The sequence below is a fragment of the Paenibacillus sp. E222 genome (genome assembly GCF_013401555.1).
GTDB lineage: Bacteria > Bacillota > Bacilli > Paenibacillales > Paenibacillaceae > Paenibacillus.
Window position 1 is genome coordinate 256441 of sequence record NZ_CP058552.1, and the last position, 18687, is coordinate 275127.

Annotated in this window: 18 protein-coding genes; 6 read left to right on the plus strand and 12 right to left on the minus strand. The window is 45.4% G+C overall.

Annotation, left to right across the window (positions count from 1 at the left end; all coding sequences use genetic code 11):
- Positions 1–159: 159 nt before the first annotated feature.
- Positions 160–1104, plus strand: a complete 945-nt coding sequence (locus HW560_RS01105; protein WP_090904825.1) for an AraC family transcriptional regulator — start codon at positions 160–162, stop codon at positions 1102–1104.
- 130 nt (positions 1105–1234) lie between these two features.
- On the opposite strand, the gene HW560_RS01110 is transcribed toward HW560_RS01105, so the two are convergent.
- The 4 genes from HW560_RS01110 to lpdA all read right to left on the minus strand — a co-directional run bounded on the left by HW560_RS01110 (position 1235) and on the right by lpdA (position 5989).
- On the minus strand, positions 1235–2407 hold the full coding sequence (locus tag HW560_RS01110) for a DUF4317 domain-containing protein (RefSeq protein WP_090904826.1): 1173 nt from the start codon (positions 2405–2407) through the stop codon (positions 1235–1237).
- 358 nt (positions 2408–2765) lie between these two features.
- Positions 2766–3938, minus strand: coding sequence for an ABC transporter permease (locus HW560_RS01115; RefSeq protein WP_179261587.1), 1173 nt, complete (start codon positions 3936–3938; stop codon positions 2766–2768).
- Positions 3922–4554, minus strand: coding sequence for a biotin/lipoyl-containing protein (locus HW560_RS01120; protein WP_090904828.1), 633 nt, complete (start codon positions 4552–4554; stop codon positions 3922–3924). Before HW560_RS01120 ends, HW560_RS01115 begins: the two co-directional genes overlap by 17 nt.
- Before the next feature lie 49 nt (positions 4555–4603).
- The gene (gene lpdA / locus HW560_RS01125; protein WP_179261590.1) at positions 4604–5989 is read right to left on the minus strand and encodes a dihydrolipoyl dehydrogenase; all 1386 of its coding nucleotides are present in this window, start codon (positions 5987–5989) and stop codon (positions 4604–4606) included.
- 200 nt (positions 5990–6189) lie between these two features.
- Here lpdA and HW560_RS01130 point away from each other — a divergent pair, with 200 nt between their 5' ends.
- Together HW560_RS01130 and HW560_RS34345 are read left to right on the plus strand one after the other, a co-directional pair.
- On the plus strand, positions 6190–6765 hold the full coding sequence (locus tag HW560_RS01130; protein WP_179261592.1) for a TetR/AcrR family transcriptional regulator: 576 nt from the start codon (positions 6190–6192) through the stop codon (positions 6763–6765).
- A 243-nt stretch (positions 6766–7008) separates the two neighbouring features.
- Positions 7009–7089 carry a putative holin-like toxin gene (locus HW560_RS34345; RefSeq protein ID WP_371129208.1) on the plus strand — a complete coding sequence of 27 codons (81 nt, stop codon included), beginning with the start codon at positions 7009–7011 and terminating at the stop codon, positions 7087–7089.
- Between the two features lie 229 nt (positions 7090–7318).
- Here HW560_RS34345 and HW560_RS01135 read toward each other — a convergent pair whose 3' ends face one another.
- Together HW560_RS01135 and HW560_RS01140 are read right to left on the minus strand one after the other, a co-directional pair.
- Entirely contained in the window at positions 7319–8026 is a 708-nt protein-coding gene (locus HW560_RS01135) for a DNA alkylation repair protein (protein ID WP_090904831.1), read from the minus strand.
- 36 nt (positions 8027–8062) lie between these two features.
- Positions 8063–8872 carry an AAA family ATPase gene (locus HW560_RS01140; protein ID WP_179261594.1) on the minus strand — a complete coding sequence of 270 codons (810 nt, stop codon included), beginning with the start codon at positions 8870–8872 and terminating at the stop codon, positions 8063–8065.
- A gap of 322 nt (positions 8873–9194) precedes the next feature.
- Between HW560_RS01140 and HW560_RS01145 the strand changes: the two genes are divergently transcribed.
- Positions 9195–10358, plus strand: coding sequence for a glycoside hydrolase family 27 protein (locus tag HW560_RS01145; RefSeq protein WP_179261597.1), 1164 nt, complete (start codon positions 9195–9197; stop codon positions 10356–10358).
- A 164-nt stretch (positions 10359–10522) separates the two neighbouring features.
- Here HW560_RS01145 and HW560_RS01150 read toward each other — a convergent pair whose 3' ends face one another.
- Positions 10523–11374, minus strand: a complete 852-nt coding sequence (locus HW560_RS01150; RefSeq protein ID WP_179261600.1) for an AraC family transcriptional regulator — start codon at positions 11372–11374, stop codon at positions 10523–10525.
- Between the two features lie 208 nt (positions 11375–11582).
- Here HW560_RS01150 and HW560_RS01155 point away from each other — a divergent pair, with 208 nt between their 5' ends.
- Positions 11583–13109, plus strand: coding sequence for a carboxylesterase/lipase family protein (locus HW560_RS01155; RefSeq protein ID WP_256222523.1), 1527 nt, complete (start codon positions 11583–11585; stop codon positions 13107–13109).
- Between the two features lie 86 nt (positions 13110–13195).
- On the opposite strand, the gene HW560_RS01160 is transcribed toward HW560_RS01155, so the two are convergent.
- The 5 genes from HW560_RS01160 to HW560_RS01180 form a co-directional block, all read right to left on the minus strand.
- Positions 13196–13810 carry a GNAT family N-acetyltransferase gene (locus HW560_RS01160; protein WP_090904837.1) on the minus strand — a complete coding sequence of 205 codons (615 nt, stop codon included), beginning with the start codon at positions 13808–13810 and terminating at the stop codon, positions 13196–13198.
- A 12-nt stretch (positions 13811–13822) separates the two neighbouring features.
- Positions 13823–14737, minus strand: coding sequence for an AraC family transcriptional regulator (locus HW560_RS01165; protein ID WP_090904838.1), 915 nt, complete (start codon positions 14735–14737; stop codon positions 13823–13825).
- A 225-nt stretch (positions 14738–14962) separates the two neighbouring features.
- Entirely contained in the window at positions 14963–15523 is a 561-nt protein-coding gene (locus tag HW560_RS01170) for a DUF4256 domain-containing protein (protein WP_179265713.1), read from the minus strand.
- 169 nt (positions 15524–15692) lie between these two features.
- Complete coding sequence (locus tag HW560_RS01175) at positions 15693–17039, minus strand: sensor histidine kinase (protein WP_179261602.1); 1347 nt, start codon at positions 17037–17039, stop codon at positions 15693–15695.
- Positions 17032–17724 (minus strand): response regulator transcription factor, encoded by a 693-nt coding sequence (locus tag HW560_RS01180; RefSeq protein ID WP_090904840.1) that lies wholly within the window; start codon positions 17722–17724, stop codon positions 17032–17034. The genes HW560_RS01175 and HW560_RS01180 overlap by 8 nt, the downstream gene beginning before the upstream one ends.
- 159 nt (positions 17725–17883) lie before the next feature.
- On the opposite strand from HW560_RS01180, the gene HW560_RS01185 reads away from it, so the two are divergent.
- Positions 17884–18624 (plus strand): TVP38/TMEM64 family protein, encoded by a 741-nt coding sequence (locus tag HW560_RS01185; RefSeq protein ID WP_179261604.1) that lies wholly within the window; start codon positions 17884–17886, stop codon positions 18622–18624.
- The last annotated feature ends 63 nt before the right edge of the window (positions 18625–18687 follow it).

Consider the following 18687-nt stretch of genomic DNA (forward strand, 5'->3'; position numbering starts at 1 on the left):
CTCGTAGCGCACACGCCCCCAAATGTGCTTGAGAGCTGCCCGTCCATAGTTTGAAAACGCTTTACTTATTCCATTGTACGCAGTAAAATAGTGTCAATCTAAGCATATTCGCAACAAAACTGCGCAATTTCAATCATTTATGAATGGGAGTTATCGAATGTGCCCAGAAAAAAGCAGCCCATTATTGAATACCGCCACTATAGCTTGCCGATCCATTTTCCAATTCTGCTGTTAAGCGGTGAACGTTGGAAAATCTCCGATATCAAAAGTGAACATCTTCATTTCCACAACCATCTGGAGATTGGTATTTGCCATTCGGATAGCGGCATGATGGAGATCAAAGGTGAATCGGTACCTTTTAAAGCCGGTGACGTGACCTTTATCCCCAGATATCTTCCTCATACAACGTATAGTTCACCCAATGAAGCCAGCTTATGGTCTTATCTCTTTTTCTCGCCCGAGGACCTCTTTCAACAATCGTTTAAGAGCAGTGCCTACAGTAATTTCGAGCCCAATTTGAGGACCATTAAGGGATTGAACTGCATTCTAAACAGGAAGGAACATCCGAAGATTTATACCCTTGCGACATCCGTTGTAGAGGAATTAAAGCAGAAAAATCCTTTATATCAGGAAAGTGCCTATGGCTTATTGCTATCCCTTTATATCGAACTCCTGCGAACCCATTCCCGGCATGAACCCTTGGCAGACCAAGAAACGCAGCATAATCTAAAAGGTGATCTTGTTATTTCTCCGGTTCTGGAGTATATCACCAAAAACTATATGTCGCCCATCACCATCGATTTTCTCGCTGATTTGTGCCACCTAAGCACCACTCATTTTCGAAGAAAATTCCATGACATCATGGGAACCGCACCCCTGGATTTCCTAAACAGCACCCGAATTGAAGAAGCCTGCAAACAATTAAAAAGCACGGACGCTTCCATTCTTTCAATCTCCGAACAAGTCGGTTTTCAGTCCATTTCCAGCTTCAATCGCTGCTTCTCCAAACTTATGGGGAAATCGCCGAAAGAATGGCGCAAAGGCGCACAGTCCGAAGTGCAATCTGCCAAAGCCTCCATTTTGGAGTTTACGGGGTGGGTGTAGGGAAGGGATATCTGCGATAGAGTTTATAGGCAAATTAAAGACGCTTCGGGAGCGAGTCTCGAGCGTCTTCTTACGTTCCTTGGATTATTATTCATTAATTCAACACGAATAAAGGGATTGATAAACGAGTCTACAGTACCTCTGTCGTAAGCGTGAACCCTTCAATCACGACATCTTCGTCCACTTCAATCATGATACACCGTCTGCCTTGAAAATTCACTTGTTTCACATATCTCAAGTCTTGGGGGCTAACCGAAATCGTAGCAACTTTGGTTTCAATCTTAATGGACTTGGACGTAAACTTCGGCATAACACTGGTTGCTTTCATTTCATAATTCTTGTTGTCGACGATGGTTTCAAAAGCACGTTCCACTTTCTCCGACGTCAGGTCCTCTACACCGCTTGCAGTCAGCACACGTTCCAGATCTTTATAATCGAGCTTCGGAGGTTCTTCCTCATGTGACTCTTCGTTAATTTCGATGACCCGGTTGATCTCCTCGTAAACATGTGCAATGGTGGCGGAGTCGAGCTGTTCACCGGCCACTTCCTTCACGATATCTTCGAAGATCGCCCGTTCTTCCAGTGCTGTAACTGATCGTTCTCCATTCAATACATTTTCAACAAAATGAGGGTCCGGGAAATTGGATTTCCCTGTGCAATATAGAACACGATTCACATCGGAATAGTTGTCCGTCACGCTGGGGTACAGGAAACCCTGCTCCGGTGTGCTTAATTTGACAACCGGATCTACAATCACATTGTACTTAAATTCTCTCTCCACGTAGTCAAACAAGAGCGTTTTCCGCTGCTTCTCCGTCGAATTCACACTGCACAGAATGAATGGATGTGCGAACACTTCGTTTTTCTCGCTCTCTTCCGTAGCTTCGTTTCTAGCCTTAGTCGGCAGATAATACTGTCCACGAACGAACGTGACCACCATATCCCGTTCATACTTGGCATCCGCCAACATTCTTTCCACCAGCAGGAGCATCAGGTCCTGCCATTCCTCCGGATCTCCTGTTACCAGTGCTTGGTGCAGCATCACCTGAGCTGGCTCTTCTGCTTGCTCCTGGAACTTCAACTCAAACAATTTCTGATCTAGCTCACCTGTCAGCAATTTTTTGAAATTGCCCATGTACAGTTCCTGTTTCTCTCTGTCCACCAGCTCAAACGGATGGCGCTCCCAATGATAGATCTCGTTCGTTTCTTTCGTAATATACACGTTGAGAATATCGTAAATATTCAGTAAATCATGATCCATCTTAAACTGTTTACGTATATGCGCGACTTCTTTTTTATTCATGATTCGTTAGACAACTCCTCAAGTAAATTGGCCTTACAAGTATAAACGATATAAAAAACCTTCGCTATATAAGTTCAACTAAAGAATATTTCCACGGGTACTCCGCCGATGACAGAACAACCTTCCGATCACTGTTATCCCCAGATTTTTTTGATTTTTTTAATGGTAAAATCCGGGGATAAAGGCGAACGCTTCGCTTCTTCAGGTTATTTCTGTCCTCTCCGTTATCGTGAAAATGTTAATTGAACTTATATAAAAGGACCTTTATCGTTATATGTCATCTGCGGTAACTAAAAAGAAAGACGCATCAGGAATGTTTCCTGTGCGTCTGTTCTCGTTTTACTGCTTATCTTTTCATTTAACTGCTGATTGGCAACATATCTCCATTCAATAGGGGTTCACGGCTGGGAGACACTTTCTTCCCTTCACGCAAAAACAGTAACCCCATGAACAAGGACACAACGCCAATAATAATTAGCAATGCCCCCAACTCCTGACTGTAGGCTGCAAGTGCTCCGTCCCGAAAAGCCATCCCGCGAATCAGGCGGTTAAGCCAGTTCATCGGTAAAGCCCATGCGAAAATTTGGAATGGTACTGGAAATGCCAGCGGCGTTAGTTGAATTCCCGTAGCCAGAAAGGAGGGATACAATACAAAGCTGGTTCGTAGGCTGACTTTGGATATGTCTTTGGCTGTGTATCCAATCAACATACCCATGAGTGACAAGGCGAAGGAATAAATAACCAGTGGGATAATAAAAAGATAAGGCTCCGCTTCAAATCGCATTCCTCCCACCTGCTTTAACAATCCATAGGATAAGAGCAGCGAAAGTGAACTTAACACTGCGTAAGGTACAGACCGAATCCATAGCTGGAAAGGTGACTTTCCGTTTGCAAACAGTTTTCCTTCCTGACGAAGCCGAGGTGCAATCGAGCCCGCTGCGCTTGTCGTAATCATCAATACTACGATATTCACAAATCCTAGCACCATAAAACCGACATAACTGGAGGTTGGATTAAACAGCATACGCTGCTGAAGGGATAACGGTGACACGATTCCTTTAGCTGTTTCGGCATCCATCCCTTTCTGGATCAGACGTGTTATGGAAAGGGTCATATTTTCTGTCTGGATGATCTCCTGAATTGCGGTCCGGATTCCGGTTAGCCCCGAGGGCATGGTGTTATCCATCAATATGCCGATATTCGTCGATTTCCCTTGTTGTTGACGCATTACCAAATGATTGGGGAGCATAATGACCGCAACAGCCTGCTCATTGGCAAGCAATGTTTCCGGACTCATTCGGCTCGCATACACACTTTTGACGCTCATATATGGTGAGGCATTTATTTTGGAGATCAACTGCCGTGAATATTCGCTATGATCCTCATCAATGACCACAACTGGTGATTTACTGAGTTGATTCTGCGAAAACATTAAACCAAAAAATAGGGCTGCAATCATTGGCCCAATAAAAATTAGCCGTATATACTTACTTCCTACGACGTACTTCCACTCGTCAATCAGTGATTTCATCAAGTTTCACCTCTGCCGTCATCCCGGGAAGCAGATCAGCATTCGAATCCATCGATATTCGGACCAGAAACATACTTAGATCAGCTTGCCCTTTTTCCCGTGACATGCGCAAGCTCGCGAATTGTGGGGCAGATGAGATGGAAGTAACAACCCCACTCAACTGTGCTGGCTGATCCAAATACGGAAAATGAACATCAATGCTTTGATTCACTTCAAGCTTTTGAACTTCACTTTCCTGGATGTAGAGGTCCGTATAGTAATTATTCTTTTGCAGAACCGCCAGCGGCACTCCTGCTTGCACTTGATCTCCCTGCTTTACAGTAACTCGGTCAACCAAACCATCATACGGCGCGAGTACATCCACTTCTCCTTCCCCAGCTGATTTCACTTTGAAAAGCACCTCTCCCTCTTTCACGGAGTCACCTGCAGAAGCACCTGCCTCTACAATTGCCCCAGGACTATTCTGATAAAATAAAGTCGTTTGTTCTGCCTCAAGTATGCCTTGTTTCCTGCTCTCAGCCTGACTTACAGCATCCTTCCCTTTAACAGCCAGAAGTGAACCTCCAACAATGAGCACCATCGCAATTCCGATATACAAACCTGCTTTTATCTTCATTCTTTTATCTCTCCCGTTCCCAATCCTCGTGTATGGTTAAATTTGCTGACTATTTTTGCTTTTTCATTTTGGTGACCGCGTTCTCGGCTGCCTCCATGATCACTTCTCCCAAAGTGGGATGAGGGTGAATCGTCATGGCCAGATCCTCTACGGTTGCGCCCATTTCAATTGCAAGTGCGAGCTCCGATATCAGTGTGGATGCCTCCACGCCAACGATTTGCGCACCAATGACAATTCCTGAAGTCGGGTCAACCACTATTTTCACAAAACCTTCGGTTTCCCTTAACGCCAATGCTCTTCCGTTGATCCCAAAAGAAGATTTTCCGATAACCACCGGAATGGCCTGTGCTTTGGCTTCCGTCTCACTTACTCCAACACTGGATAGCTCTGGATTAGAAAAGACAACAAGCGGAATCACCTTGTAATCCACTTTGGAGGTGAGACCCGCAATGGCCTCTGCTGCTACTTTCGCTTCGTAAGATGCTTTGTGAGCGAGTGCCGGACCTGCTGTTATATCTCCAATGGCATAAATGTGAGGGATAACCGTTCTGCACTGTTCATCCGTCTCAACCAGTCCTTTGTTCGTTACGGGCAAACCTATGCGTTCCAGTCCTAACTGGCCGTCTGTATTGGGTTTCCTGCCGATTGTGACCAATACATATTCTGCTGTAACTTGTTGCTGCTCCTGATTTTTTGAATAATGCAGTGTAATGGAATCCGCATTGTGCTCCACCTTTTCGGCAATCGCTCCGGTTACGATGTGGATGCCGTCCGCCTTTAATTGTTTGACTACCGGGGCTGCAAGTTCCGCCTCGAATCCGGGCAATACCTGTGCTCCACCCTCCAAAATCGTTACCTTTGTTCCGAATTTCGCATACATCTGTCCAAGCTCCACCCCAATATAACCTCCGCCGATCACAACCAGACTACTCGGAACCTCCTGCAGAGACAGTGCCTCTGTGGAAGACAAGATGCGACCTCCAACCGGAAATGCGGGCAGCTCAATCGGACGAGATCCCGTTGCCAGTATGAGGTTTTTAAAAGAAATGCTTTGCTCCTGTCCAGTTTGATGGATCATCGCTGTGTGCTCATCCACCAGACTGGCCTCTCCTTCGAGAATGGTCACATTCGCAGTCTTTAACAAATAGCGGACGCCACCTGCCTGTTTATTCACAACCCCCTGCTTGAAATGCTGAGCAATCTTAAATGTCGCTGCCGCGTCAGCTTGATTGAACCGTCTGAACAAATCATGCCGATGTGATTCCGCAATCAATGCTTTGGATGGTATGCAACCCACATGCGTGCAGACCCCGCCGAGCTGGTGACGTTCGACGATTGCCGTCTTCATTCCCAGTTGCGAAGAACGAAGCGCCGCCACATATCCTCCCGGACCTGATCCAATAACTAACGTATCTACAGACTCAAGTTTACTCATATCCTGATACCTCCCGTTTTGAAGTCAATTTAAAATATGATGATCATAATATATTATAACCATCATATTTTAAGGCCGTCAACAACCGTAATTAACCCTTTTGTAAAGCAACAGATATTCAGTCGCCAAATTGACAAGCTTTATTATGATGACTATAATATTTTAAAAAGCAGAATCATAAAATTATGGAGTGAATGATAATGCCCTATCCCAAAGGCCATAAAATAAAAGTACGAGGTAAAATTGTTGAGAGTGCGGCTCGGGCTTTTCGCACCAATGGTATTCAGGACGTCAGTGTACCGTTCATTATGAAGGGAGCCGGATTGACTCATGGAGGGTTCTACTCACACTTTGACAACAAGGAACAGTTGGTCGCCGAAGCCTGTGAATATGCCATCAGTGATACCATCGCACTTCTTCAGAAAGTCGCTGATCAGGAAGAGCAGAATCCCAAAATCAATACAGTCATCGATTATTATCTCAGTCCCTATCACCGCGACAAAACAGAAATGAGCTGCATTTTTCCTGCACTTTCTGGCGAAATCTCCCGCTCCTCCAAAGAGGTTCGGCAGGTGTTCACTCATGAACTGGAGCGGATGATTGCTTTTATCTCCAATCTGGCAGATATGGATGTGTCCAAAGGTCGTGCACTGTTCAGTACCATGGTTGGCTCGCTTGTTCTTGCGCGGTCTGTTAGTGATCCTGAACTAAGCGACAGCTTCCTCGCGGCGGGCAGGCTGCAAGCCAAAGAAATGCTTAGAAGTATGCAGGGGTAAACATAAAAACACGCCTATAAATGGCGTGTTTTCTCTTATTTGTTTTCAACTAAATAATTCTTCATACTAGCCACCGTAACGCTATTTTCACATTCACTGTATTGGGTAATGATCACGCCAAGACTTTTATGAAAACGAATTATTGTCATCTATTAGCTCCAAGAAAAATATGGTATACTCACAGAGCAATGGAAAGGCTTATATGGGCTGTCGGCTAATCTCCCGGGAGGGAGGTGATGCCTTGTGACAGTATTTGAAACAATTATGCTAATGCTTACCTTCGGTTTGCTGCTTGTAGCGCTGCTGTCCAATAAAGACAAATAGACCGCCCTCTGGCTAAGGGATGCGGTCTATTTAGTCGGTACCCTGCTTGTTAAGCCCACCGCCCTTAAAAGCGGCTATTGCATCGGAGAGTCGTGTTAGCGCACGGCTCTCTTTGCATTATAAGCTGTTTCTGTCCTTATTATAACATGGTGATTGTGGATTTCAATCCAAAGCATAGCCATGTTATTCACATGTTCACTATGCCAAAACTGACGATAAGGCGAAAGCATCAGCATCTTACATATTTACGCTTGAACCCCGTTCGCCCTTTATCCACTGCCTTTTGAATATTTTCGGAAGCTTGCAGGAACTTGCTCTTAGGTTTGTCCTTGTCGACTTCAACAGGTCCCACGGCCTTAGCTGTCTCCACTGCCTGATCGTGCAGCGGTTGATAGGATGTCGCGATGGTGTACAGGAAGTTGTTCATCGAATATTTCGTTCGTTCCGGAGATTCGTGAATCGTCTTTTTCACCCGTTCGAGCATCTCCATCATTTTATTTTCGGAGAATTCGCTATCCGGTCGGCTACCAAGCAACCAACAGTAGCAGCTCCATCCTGCTGACATTTTCAGCTCATCTCCGCTCGCGATCCACTTATCCGAAACTTCTTGAGCAATATCCGTCTCTGCCAACGTGACGGCAACGATAAAATCAGAGATCATGTAAAAATAAGCAGCGTCGATCCAACGGTCAAAATCAGCTTCCGTCATCGCTTGGGGATCGGCAATTACGCCAGCAAAGTACATTGCATCATAATTCCCCGTAGCGTAAAGCTGCTCAGCCAAAGGTTGATCCTTTTTAATTTTCTTCGCCATGGGTTTCATCGCTCCGGTTGCCACCCCAAAAAGCGGTTCATGTGCGCCATTGGACATATATATTTTCTTTGTTCGTTCTTTGCCCAGTGCCTCCAGCTCTTGCATTACTTCATCCAGATTCAATTCCCAACACCCCTTAACCCTATTAAATTTTTATGCCTAATCAAACAGACGCTTATGTTTGTCGAAAAACTGGTGGAAAAATCGCACATTGTCCAGTTCGAACCATTCTGCCGTTTGCAAAATCGTTCCGTCGAGATTGTAAATTTTAGCATGAAGCGTCCCCAAAACAAAGGGCGAGTGCGTCGAAATAATAAATTGACTATCAAAATAACGCGCCAACTCATTGATTTGCTCTGCCAGCCTGATTTGGTTAGCAGGAGAAAGCGACGTTTCTGGTTCATCCAATAAATATAATTGGCCCGGAAGCAGGTACTCTTCGAAAAACTGCATGGAGGTTTCCCCATTAGAGTATTTTTCCTGAGAAAACTGAATGTTATCCAGTTTTTTCTTAAAAGCATAGGAATGCTCTAACTCTTCTGTCTCGGCTTTGCTCATTCCTTGCTGAATCTGTTCATACAACAGTCCTTCGCGGAGCGCATTTGCTTGCTGAATTTTCTTAATTTCATACAAAATGTCCTCTGACTTGATGTATAGGCTCCCTTCCGGCAGTTGCCGGATGACACGCTCCTGTTCATCACGCCCAAGCTCATAATGGCTCATATCCAGAAAACGCTGCACATAGGCGTTATGTCCATAAGTTGTCATTCGTTCAGAACCCGAGATTCCCAACTTGTTGGCGATTACGTTCAGCAAGGTGGATTTGCCAGAACCGTTGCTGCCATAGAGCACCGTAACTCGATCAAAAAAAAGGGCTTCCCCTGACATATGCTTGAATACATGATCAGGATATATATTGGGATTGCTGGAAATTTCCGAAGACAGTTTGAAATTGCTTAAATAAATCATCTGCTCACTCCTTATCCCTCATTCTGTTAGAGGACGGATGACCGTACACATCCTGGGCCAACAAATGGATAGCTCAGAAAGAATTCGCACAAGACACCTAAAAGAATATAACTTCTTCGCAGGCGGACATTTCTCCTTTCTTATGCTTATTCCGACAACATTCTAAATATCTGCCACTTGTCTGATCGGGAAAGCTGCTTCCACCAGTAGAGCATCATATGTCCATGTCCAAGCAACGTCTAGCTATGGCTGGAAAGGGTGTTCATCGTTTAAATTCAGTTTAGTTCTACTAACGATACTGAGAAGAGGAAGGATGCGAAATATGAGCAGCAACCAAATGTTAGGATTTGCCCCCGCCCTGGGCTGGAATTCGTGGAATACCTTTACGTGGGATATTAACGAACAATTAATTCGGGATGTCGCTGATGTGTTCGTATCGGAAGGTTATCTGGCCGCCGGCTACGAGTACATCGTAATCGATGATTGCTGGAGCCTGAAAGAACGGGACGCAAGCGGCAATCTCGTAGCAGATCCCGAGAAATTCCCAAGCGGAATGAGAGCGCTCGCCGACTATATTCATGGCAAAGGACTGAAGTTCGGTATGTATTCATGCGTTGGCACGCATACTTGTGCCGGGTATCCAGGCAGCTTTGAGCATGAATTCCAGGATGCCGCCCTTTTTGCCGAATGGGGAGTTGATTATTTGAAGTATGATTACTGCTTCAAGCCGCGCCATATCTCAGGCGAGCTGCTGTACAAGCGGATGAGCCTCGCGCTCAAAAACTGCGGACGCGATATCCTCTTCTCCGCCTGCAACTGGGGAGCCGACGATGTATACGATTGGATTCGGGAATCGGGGGCTCATATGTACCGCTCTACCGGGGATATCCGCGACAACTGGGATTCAGTAAAAGAACTTGCCTTGTCCCAATTGGGGAAGCAAAGTTACACCGGCTCTTTCTGCCATAACGACATGGACATGCTGATTGTGGGTATGTACGGTGGAAGCAACAATGATTATATTGGCAGTATCGGCGGATGCAACGACATTGAGTATAAAACTCACTTCTCGCTTTGGTCCATGATGGGTTCACCATTGATGATTGGATGTGACGTGCGTAAGGCTAACCAAGTCACGAAGGATATTCTGCTGAACCCCGACCTGATCGCCATCAATCAGGATATGGAGGCACGCGGAGCTTACCGTATTAAACCGGAGCCACAATGGTTTCACACAGACGATGTATTTATGCTCGTGAAAGTGCTGACAGACGGCGATCTGGCCATCGGTTTCTTCAATCTGAGTGATAGCCAGCGGGAATTGTCTTTGCAATTTTGGGATATGGGTCTGCCTTACGCTGCCGGTTATGCCTTGTCAATGTACGACTGCTGGGAGCATAAGGAACTGGGCGTGTTCCGCGAACGCTTCGCTCCCGTTGTTGCAGCACATGATTGCCTCATTGTCCGGGCCAAGCTGGTGAAGTAGATGGTCAGCAACCGCCTGTGCCAGTCCTGTCAGGTTCCTCTTGCGGCGGACGATGTGGCTATCTACCTGAAGCTGGTATCCCGCTCTGCCCAGCAATTTTCGTGCATCGACTGCCTTGGCAAGAAGCTGAATTGCGGGCGAGAGCCTATTGAGAGGCTGATTCGTTATTTTCGGGAATCCGGCAACTGCGCTCTGTTCCGCTGAAGCTCTGTTGGTTCCGCATGCAGCATCAAGTACGCTGATGGCGTAAGTGATGTTGCTTTCTTGAATACTTTGGAGAAATATAACGGATCATTGTAGCCTACCGAGTAAGCCACCGATTGAATGGGCAAGCCCGACGTCTTCAGCAGTTCACAGGCACGCCGGATTCGGCACGATGTAATATACTCCAACACAGACTTGCCGGTAGCTCCCTTAAACCGTCGAAACAAATAGCTGCGCTCCAGATTGACTGCCTTTACGATTTCCGTGACGGTCAAGGCTGGCTTCCAATAATTCTGCTCAATGTACTTTCTGGCCAGCCAGACATAATCCTTGGTGTCCACCTGCGGCTCCTTCGGATAATATTCCATGTAATAGGAGAGCAGCAGACGTAAACGAGCATCCGCCCGCAGCATTTCGCAGTGCGATACGCCCGCGTTCCACGCCAGATGAAAAAAGGGCTGCAGCGTCTCCGGCGCCTTCGTCAGCACGGGTTGTACCTCTGAAAGCTGTGTCAGTTCCAGCAAACGCCCGGCGTCAGCTCCGCTGAACTCCACCCAGACATACTCCCACGGATCGTACGCGTCCGGGTAATAGTAGATCTCTTTTTGCGGGAAAATGATGAAGCTTTCCCCCGCACCCAGCCGAAAAACGTCGCCGCCCGTCTCAAGCGTCCCTTGGCCGCGAATAATATAGTGCAGCGCATACACGTCACGTACTCCTGGCCCCCATTGGTGAAGGTTAGCTGGCTTGTGACCGCCGCTGATAAAATACAAATGACTTGCTCTGCTGCTCTCTTGCCAAATCGGATTCAACCTTGATTCCCCCATTTCTGAAGACGCCCTGTTCTGGCGTTCGGTGTACCTATTTACTATCGTTTGGTACTGGAAACATCGCTGCAAGTTGCTTATTATGGAAATAGAGGGCAATGCGCCCCACATAATTGTAAGCGCATCCACACGTCTTTGATCGGCATGATTGATATACGCTAAATCCAGAGAGGAGAATGTTGTGTTGCTTAGAATGGTAACGGTAGAACACGGACAAGTGCAAGGACTGCCCGCAGCGGACCCGCGTATTACCAGCTTTAAGGGAATCCCTTTTGCCGCACCTCCTGTAGGTGAGAATCGCTGGCGCGCTCCACAGCCGCAGACCAACTGGAATGGCACTCTGAAAGCTTTTGACTTTGCCCCCACCTCCATGCAAGCCAAAACGGTCATAGACGATAACAACATCTATACCCGCGAATGGGCCGTTGATCCGGATCTGCCTATGGACGAGGATTGTCTGTATCTGAACGTCTGGACACCCGCCAAACGAACAGATGAGAAACTGCCTGTCTTTGTCTGGTATTTTGGGGGAGGCCTTCAGGTCGGGAACACTGCCGAAATGGAATTTGATGGCGAGCGAATTGCCCGCAGAGGCATTGTCGTCGTCACAATTAACTATCGCCTGAATGCCTTCGGCTTCCTGTGTCACCCCGAGATCAGTGCCGAATCTCCACATGCACCGGCCAACTTCGGACATCTCGATCAGCAAGCAGGTACCCAGTGGGTCAAACGCAACATTGCCGCCTTTGGCGGTGATCCTGACCAGATCACGATTGGTGGGCAGTCGGCAGGCGGAGGCAGTGTGCTCAGCCAGATGACCTCTCCACAAAATAAAGGCTTGTTCCAGCGAGCCGTCATCATGAGCGGCATCGCTACCGAGCTGTACCCGAAGGTCCGCGTGCCTGCGGTCCGCACCACACTGCGGGATGCAGAGCAGGAAGGCGTTGAATTTTTCCGCTTCCTTGGCGTATCCTCTCTGGCTGAGGCCAGACAACTGGATGCCGAATATCTGCGTGACAAAGCCCTGGAATACAAAGGCTTTTGGGGAACCGTCATCGACGATCAATTCTGCGCAGGTGATCCATTTACCCGCTTTATTCAGCAGGAACGCGAGCCGATCCCCGTGATGCTGGGGCATACCTCTTCCGAATTTTGGACCCGTCCCGCTGCAGACAATCTGGATGAACTGAAGCAGATGGCTGTAGAGCTTTTCGGCGAGGATGCTCCTGTCTTTTTGCAGCTATGCGAGGCCGATACCGGTCAATTCGAGCATGCCCTGCAACAAGCTTCTGTCCGCATGATCCAGCATGCCATCTTGCTCGCCATCCGTGCGAATAGCGGTCATCCATCTGAAACGCCGCTCTACTATTACAACTTCGACGCCGAGATTCCCGGCTGGGACCAGCCTGGTACCTTCCACTCTGTCGATCTGTGGTTTTTCTTCGAAACACTCGCCAAATGCTGGCGCCCTTTCGTGGGTAAACATTATGATCTGGCCCGCCAGATGTGCAATTATTTGTCCAATTTTATTGCTACCGGTGACCCGAACGGCCCAGATACCACCGGAAATCTGATGCCTCATTGGATTCCTTGCACCACTGCTCAGCCGTATCTCATGGAATTCGGGGATCAGTCTCAATTACAGAAGGCAGATCCTGAACCGATGCTCGCGTTTCTAATGGATCAATATTTCAAGAAGCAGAATGTACATGCTGTTTAAGAAATGAGCCTGTCCTTTCATAATATATGTATGGGCCATGCTGACGCATGGCTCTCTTTTTACAGTGTGATGGTTGAGCCATTTTTTCATTCGCCTGTTTGCGCGTCTTCCCCACCATTGAGTATTGATGATGTGATTGCATAGTCTTTTCTTAGCATACCGTAAATTTCCAAGTCGACAATTCCTTTACCTGACCATAAGGTAGCTTGTCTAAGCGTTCCCTCATGGATGAAACCGTTTTTTAATAACACCTTTTTCGAATGTTCATTTGCAGGCATCACTTCTGCCTGAATCCTATTAACGTTAACCTTCATAAACAAAAATTCGAGCAACATCCCTACCGCTTGGGTCGCAATTCCCTTCCCCCATTGAGATTCTGCTAAAAAGTAACCAATCGTCACCATATTCACTTTCAGGTTGAAATCGACGGCTTCAATAATGCCAAGCAACCGATCGGGTTCATTACTGGCAAATATCCCCCACTTCACCCTTGATCTCTTATGATAATCTCTCTCGAAATGCCCAATCATCTTCTTCACAGTCTCTTTATTGTGTTTGGGTATGATACCGCAGTATTCAAACACATTGACATTATCATAGATTTCATAAACTTCGTTAACATGCTGATCTTCAATCTTTTTCAACACCAGTTCATCTGATTTTAGGATCGGAAGTTGATCATAAACTGCATCCAAATTCATTCTGTCACATCCCTATATCTTCTTGATCGGAATACATAAATCGATTTTGCATTTCCCTTGCTCATCCTTCGCCGGATCATTCATGCAGTACTCAAGGCTTGGTCTGTCATCGGCATCATACTCACTATTCGGCAACCATAAGCCAAATACATTTTCATAGGCGAGAACGAATTGATCAATGGTGTCGTAGAATGGATATACAGCGTACATTCCACCAGATAGCGTTCTAAATTCTACTTGCCCCTGATGTTGAAACTTCTCAAATCCAGGGGGCAATGTTACACAAGCATCGTATCGGCAAGCCCATTCTTCGACGAAATTTCCATCATCCAAAGACACCCCAATATAATAATGATCAGTCGGAGTAATTCCTTGCTCGCTTGCCCAGCGCCCCAACTTCTCCCATGCCACATGAGTATGCAAATAACTCCCCACATGTCTGACATACGCCACTTCATAATCTGGAAGTTCCTTGATGGTTATCATTTTCCCCCAAGCCCTCCTTAAAAGATGATTTCTTCCATTTCCATTGTAATCATCCAACGGAGATAACTCTTCTTGCTTCTTGCTAAAATGTAAGGGATAATTGCTATGTTTTCTGATGTTATTTCGAACTTCACTTGGGGTCTTACCATAGTGCTTCTTAAAGAGAGCATTGAAGGCGGATACCGATTCAAAGCCGCAATAATTAGATATCTCTAATATGGTTCTATTGTTTTCACCCAAAAGATATACAGACTTCTGTAAACGCTCTCGATTTACAAATGCTATTGGAGACACACCTTCCAACGATGTGAATATTCTTGTGAAATGATATTTTGAAAAACCTGAAACGTCAGCCAACATATCGAGGTTGAGCTTTTGATGACTATTTTGCCTAATATATTGGATCACTCTATCCATTCTATCTTTATATTCACTATTCATGTGTTGAACCCCTCAATTAGTCTATGTATTATGAACTACCAAAATTATACACTCAGTATATCCGAACAGGATACCTTACAGGTACTTCGATTGTATAAAATTTCTATAGAGTACTACTGCTTTATTCGTATACGTATCCATGCCCAAAACAAAAAAGCTCAAGTCGCCATACCACTTGAGCTTAAAACATAGGTGATATTATTTAGGTTTAGTGGGCTTAATAATTTAGACCTTTAACGATCCGCGAAATCCTCTTGCACCATAGTAAGATTCTGCTCCATTGTGGTAGACAAACACCGTATCATAGCGACGATCGCAAAAAATGGCCCCGCCCCGTTTTCTAATATTAGCAGGTGTTGTCACCCAACTCGACGATTTCAAATCATAGTTTTCCAGCTTCTGCAGCTCCCGGTACTGCTCTTCTGTTAAAAGCTCAATGCCCATGTCCTCTGCCATTCCAACCGCACTATTCTGTGGTTTATGCTCTTTCCTTGACTCCAGCGCTTCACGGTCATAACAGACACTTCTCCGTCCCTTGGGACTTTCCGCTGAACAATCCACAAAAGTATATTCGTCTGCCTTGCTGTCATAATGCACAACATCCGGTTCGCCGCCAGTCCTCTCCATTTCATGGAGTGACCACAGTTTTTCAGGTTGAGCCTCAAATTTGGCTTCCAGGCTGGCCCATTCCATACCTGGATGACGGTTCATGTTTTTTTCAAAACGGGCTTTCAAGGTGGTGAGCAGTCCCTCGCGTTGTTCTGGCGATAACTCCCTCTCATCCATTGGGCTTGTTGTCATCTATATTTCTCCCTTCAATAGGTTGTTGCATGCATGGTGGAATGTTACAAAGTCAGATGTCACAGAAGCGCTATCCGCTTCATCCTGTCAGAGTATCCCTTCGAGTCCAGCTTCATGAACACTCGTTCCTTGTCCAACGTTGGTTGGTTCATTTTCATAACGTCTTAAGGTGAGTCTGCTCTGTTTGGATGACGGGCAGCACGATTTGCAGTGAAAAGGTACCTTCTTCCTGCGATATCCTCAGCGTGCCGCTATGCTGCTCTATGATTTTCTGACAACTCATCAGCCCGATCTCGTTGCTGTCTTTCTTTTTATCTACAGGTTTAATCTTATTCACTATTTCAATCAAGACCGTTTGTTGCTGCAAAGCTACCTTGATAAGAACAGGATATGAGGTATCCGCGTATTTCTTAATATTGGAAAATATATTGTCAAATACACGCCGTATAGCCACCAGATTGATCTCCAGCAAAAATTTAGGATGATCAGCATCCGGCTGAACCTGGACATCGACATGATCCAAGACCACCAACTGCTCATCAATGAGTTGATCTATAAGCGCTCTGCCCTCATACATTTCAAATTCCACTTCCTCTTCTTCCGCAGCAGAGGATACCGTGAAATACTCAAACAGTTTGTCCGACAGCGCTTTGATCTGATATGCTTTCTCTCGGCTGTTATGGATATACTGCAACAGATCATCCTGTGTCTTAAACTTGTTAAGCTCTATGATGTCCATATATCCCAGCAGAATCGTAAGCGGAGTACGCAAGTCATGAGATATCGCTGTGATCAACTCGCGGTTGGCCATTCTCACTCTCTCCTCGCTGCTGAGTCGCTCCACAAATGATTTTCTCATCTCATCAATACTTAAGGCAAGCGAAGACAGTTCATCCTTCCCCGACACCGTGATGCTGTAATCCAGATTTCCACCTTCCAGTATTTTGATCTCACGTTCTAGCAAACCAATATACGACGTCTTTTTGTTAATCATCAGCAGGAAGGAAATAATGAATACAATGAGCGCGAAGAATACACCAAGAATCAGAATGAGGTTGTAGTATTGATATTCATAGAAACCAACCAGATAGATTTGGGCATCCCGATCAGCGAAATGAATGGTGGTAACCGGTATTTTCGATGGCACGAATTGAGTTAACAGCTCTTCATTAATGGCAGGATCAATCTCCGTGTTGGAGGAATATATCAATTGGTCTTTTGCAAAAATATACAGATTTAAGTAGCGCTCATGACTTATCCAAGCAGACAATTGCTCATGATCACGGGTTGACACGTTCTGGTTACTCACGAAGGTTTCGAATCGATTCAGTGCATCTCGCTGCCGATTCTCTACAAAAGTGGATTTGCTTAAATAACTATCCAATGCAGTCTCGCCAACAACTTGTAACACAATGAACGCACAGATGGAGAACATCAAAGAAATAACTATGGCGAGAACCAGTTTGAGCTTCAGTTTTTTTCCGATGAGCAATCTATTCAATTTTGTACCCCTTCCCCCAAACGGTCTTCACATATTTAGGGTTCTGCGGATCATCTTCCAGCTTACTTCTCAAATTACGAATATGAACCATCACCGTGTTATTACACGTATAAAAGTAGGGTTGTTTCCATACACTCTCATAGATATTTTCCGCGGAAAATACCTTTCGTCGTTTCTTAGCCAGCAACAGTAGAATCTGATATTCAATATCCGTCAACGAGATTTCCTTCTCGCCAATAAATACGTTTTTTGCATCCTGATGGACCTTAAGATCCTTAATGATAATTTGGTCCGCTTCTTCTGTCTTCTCCTTGCCCCGATAAACATAATACCTCCGCAGTAAAGCCTTCACCCTCGAAACGAGTTCTGTATAGGAGAAGGGTTTGGACAAAAAGTCATCACTGCCTGAGGAAAAGGCCAATTGTTTATCCGAATCCTGCGTTTTCGCCGTGAGAAACAGGATCGGTGCGCTTGTTTTTTCACGAATCTCCAGACACGCCTTCAGCCCCGATTTATTGGGCATCATCATATCCAAAATAATGAGATCCGTCTCTTCGTTCACTTTATCAATCGCATCTTGACCATCTATCGCTTCAATCACTTCATAATTCTCGCTCTCCAACAAAATCCTTACAATTTCACGAATTTCACTGTTATCATCAGCAATTAGGATTTTCTTGCTCATCTGATCCCTCCGTCTAATTTCAGTATAATATGCGCTATTAGCGACTACCAGCAAATCCAATCGACTTAAGAATTCTTCAGAAGTTATGTAGGTATCTCTTAATAATTTCGATTTATACTTTAAATATGTAGAGGTCATTACACAAAGGGGTCGTCAGCTATGCCACAACCTTCAAAAAAAGTAATGATTAACGTATTGTTGGGTCTGTTAATCATAATGTCCATTGGTCTACTGGTCTATTATTCTCCTGCCATTATTAAAACCATGTCGTCCCTGGACAACTTCAGAGCGTATATTCATTCAACAGGTCATTGGGGCCCGGTTATGTTTATTTTATTCCAGATTCTTCAGATCGTGGTTGCACCTATTCCAGGAGAAGTTGTACAAGTCGCAGGCGGATATATTTACGGTACAGCCATTGGTTCATTGTATACCACTGTAGGTTTGATATTAGGCTCAGCGATCGCCTTTTATTTCACGCGTTTTATCGGTCGCGCTTATATTTCACGGCTGCTGCAAAAGAAAAATAATAAGTGGATGTCCTTCATTCATGATGAGAAGAAGTTTTCTGCTTTTTTATTTATCTTTTTCGTGATTCCCGGCTTGCCCAAAGACATGCTTGTATTTGTCGCCGCTCTTACATCGATTCGTTCGGTTAGATTCTTCACGATCCTTATCGTCGGTCGTCTGCCGTGGATCATCGCATCTGCCGCTGTAGGGTCCACAATTCATATGCAACAATACACGCTTGCCATTATTATTTCTGTTATCGCAGTGATCGGGTTCGTAATCGGCTATATGTATAGGGAGAAATTGGTGAGATTATTCTCCCGGTCAGACAGAACCAAAGCCAAACCTAAATCCAAACCCAAAGCTATCCCCTCCTATAGTAAAGAATAGTGAGCCTGGTAGAATAAAAAGAGATTCAACATGAACGAAGCCAATCTATGGATATGAAACCGG